General features: G+C 69.8%; 2 protein-coding genes. One reads left to right on the top strand and one right to left on the bottom strand.

What is annotated here, in order from left to right; genetic code table 11:
• On the bottom strand, positions 1-998 hold a 998-nt coding region (locus GT354_RS17990; RefSeq protein ID WP_161357322.1), incomplete at its 3' end, for a methyltransferase.
• 116 nt (positions 999-1,114) lie between these two features.
• Between GT354_RS17990 and GT354_RS17995 the strand changes: the two genes are divergently transcribed.
• Positions 1,115-2,152 carry an aldo/keto reductase gene (locus GT354_RS17995; protein ID WP_161357323.1) on the top strand — a complete coding sequence of 346 codons (1,038 nt, stop codon included), beginning with the start codon at positions 1,115-1,117 and terminating at the stop codon, positions 2,150-2,152.
• The last annotated feature ends 29 nt before the right edge of the window (positions 2,153-2,181 follow it).

Genomic DNA, 2,181 nt, shown 5'->3' on the forward strand with positions numbered 1-2,181 from the left:
GCCACGATCACGCGCGGGCTGCCCGGGAGTTCGAGCAGGTCCACCGGCTGCCAACCGGCCGACGTGAGCCACTCCTCGACCTCGGTGCGCGGATAGACCACGGTGCCGTCGATGACCAGGTACTCCCCCGCGTGCAACGTGTCGATCAGCCGCGGGTCGCCGTCGGGTTCGAGGAAGAAGTCGAGCAGCAACAGCCGGGCGCCGGGCGCGGCGGCCTTGTGCGCGGCCGCGACGATGCGCCGGTTCTGCTCGGCGTCGAAGCGGTGCACGACATGCTCCAGGAGCACGAGGTCGAAGCCTGTGGGCACGTCGTCCACGAGCGGATCGCCGGTCAGCACCTCGACCCGGTCCTCGACCCCGGCCTTGGCCAAGGTCGCCTCGGCGTGCCCGACGAGCTCACCGCCGGACACGAACGTAGCGGTCAGGTCCGGGTTTTCGCGCAGCGCCTCGGCGAGGAAGGAACCGGAAAGCCCGCCCAGGTCCAGGACACGTCGATGCGCGCCGAAGTCGTAGGCCCGGGCCAGCATCGTCGCGTGCAGCGCGTTGTACGTCATCACGCCGCCCAGGAAGACCTCCATCCGGTCACCGCCCAGCTCCAGCGGGGCCGGCTTCGCGGTGCGCGACGTCTCACCGAAGCCGAGCCAGTGCGGATAACTGACGGTGTCCAGGAAGGTCAGGAACGGACGCAGGTCGACGTCCTCCCCGGAACCGCTGAGGTAGCGCCGGGTGCTCGGCGAGTTGGTGTAGCCCCCCGCCGCGCGCTCCAGGAGCCCCAGCGCGAGCATCGCGTCGGACAGGATGAGCGCGGTACGGGCCGGCAGGCCGGTCCGGGCGGCGATCTCGTCGAGCGACGCGGGGCCGTCGGCCAGGGCCGCGAACAGGCCCGCCGCGTTGGCCGCGAACAATTGCTTGGCGGCCATGTAGCCGATGGCAACGTCGACGATGGGACCGGGACCGGCGGCGGCCGCCGAGCCTGCGGCGTCCGAGTGGACTGACATCGAATCTCCTTGTACGCCAGGGAGTTGGTATCTGGAATGCTATATGATTACCGATGCCATCGACAGTACCGATCTTCGTCCCGACGCCCGACCGTTCCGATCCTGGAGGATCCGTGATGCTCTTCCCCGGCAGTTCCGATGCTTCCCGCGACAGCACCGATCTCGGCGGGTCCGTCGGTTCGGTACCGCGTCGTCGGCTCGGCGCGCACGGTCCCGAGGTTCCCGTACTGGCCCTGGGCTCGTGGAACACGTGGGATCGCATGAGCATGTCGGACGCCGCGGCGCTGATCCGCGACGCGGTGGACCACGGCGTCGAACTCTTCGACGTCGCGCACTACAACATGGGTCCACACGCGGAGAACGCCCGCACCGACATCGTCTTCGGGCAGGCCGTGCGTGCGGCGGGACTGGCCCGGGAGGACTACCTGCTGTGCGGCAAGTTGTGGCTGTGGGAGTATCCGCGGGCCGGCTTCGCCGAGCAACTGGACGTCTCGCTCACCCGGATCGGCACCGATCGGGCCGACCTGGTGGTGGTCGGCGACTTCTTCGGCGAACTCGACGTCCCCGCCGTGGTCACCGACGTCGCCGAACAGATCGCCGCGGGCCGCTTCACCGCGTGGGGCGTCAACAACTGGCCGGCCGAGGACATCCTGCGGGCACAGGAGTTCGCCGCCGCGGAGGGCCTGACCGCGCCGACCTTCGCGCAGCTCAAGTACAGCCTGGCCAGGCGCGCGGTACCCGAAGGCGAGTCCTTCGCCCAACTGTTCGCGGACGGACTGGGCATGCAGGCCTCCGACGTCATGGAGGGCGGCATCCTGGCGGGCAACCTGTACCCGCAACGCAAGATCGGCGCCGACCCGGACAACATCCGCGACCGCATCCGCGACTCGTACCCGCTGGTGGCCCGGATCGCCGCCGAATTCGACGCCACCCCCGCCCAGTTGGCAATCGCCTTCTGCCTGACCAACCCGACCGTGGCCAACGTCCTCTTCGGCGCAAGCCGCCCCTCCCAATGGCGCGACAACCTGGCGGCCCTCGACCTCCTGTCCCGCCACGCCAACGACATCCGCACCGCAGTAGCCGAAGCCTGGGTGGACGCCCCCCAACAACCCACAAACCACCAACACCAGCCACCCACCCCGACCGGCCCGTGAGACCACCCTCCCCCACCCCGGCCGGCGCT

The sequence above is a fragment of the Streptomyces sp. SID3343 genome, from assembly GCF_009865215.1.
In the GTDB taxonomy this organism is placed as follows: Bacteria; Actinomycetota; Actinomycetes; order Streptomycetales; family Streptomycetaceae; genus Embleya.